Annotated in this window: 1 pseudogene; it reads right to left on the reverse strand. The window is 62.5% G+C overall.

From position 1 onward, the window contains the following. Positions 1-154: 154 nt before the first annotated feature. A pseudogene (locus ACXR2T_RS15780) lies at positions 155-582 on the reverse strand (hypothetical protein); the annotation flags it as partial.

A 582-nucleotide genomic window follows, 5' to 3' on the forward strand; every position in this document is an offset into this window, starting at 1 on the left:
GTATTTTCACCGTGGGGCTCTGGCCTTACAAGGCTTGTAATCGATTATTTATAAACCCCACACTCATAGGGTCTGCGGGAGCTTGCGACTCGCAGGATCCAGCCTGTGCGCGCTGCGGTCTAATGTTCCAGCGTGCCTGCCAGCCCGTTCGCGTCTACGCGAAGCCGTTGGCTACAGCGTATGCTCGCTGCTCGGCTGGTTTGAAGCGCCTGGATCTCGAGGCACCAGCTCGCATCCCGTAGGTGATGGGGAGTGGTGTCGCGAGCTCGGTCTGCGCAAGCTCGAAAGTGGGTGCTGCCGCGCGGGCCGTAGCTGCTGCCCCGAGCTCAGGTCGCCCAGTCACGTCTGGTGGGGTGGGTGGTGCTGTTATTGCTGGTGTTGCTGGTTCGCCGAGAGGAATGGGCGCAGCTGTCCCCTCAGGCCCGGGTGGTGGATGGAGCATGAAGGGGCCGCGCCCGTCGCGGGTGATCTTCCATCCGAAGTTGTGGAGTTGCAAATGGTGGGCGGCGCACAGAGCGATCCCTCGATCGATGTCGGTGCGGCCCTGGTCGGAATGCCAGTGGTCAATATGGTGCGCTTCGC

The sequence above is a fragment of the Leucobacter faecis genome (assembly GCF_054456635.2).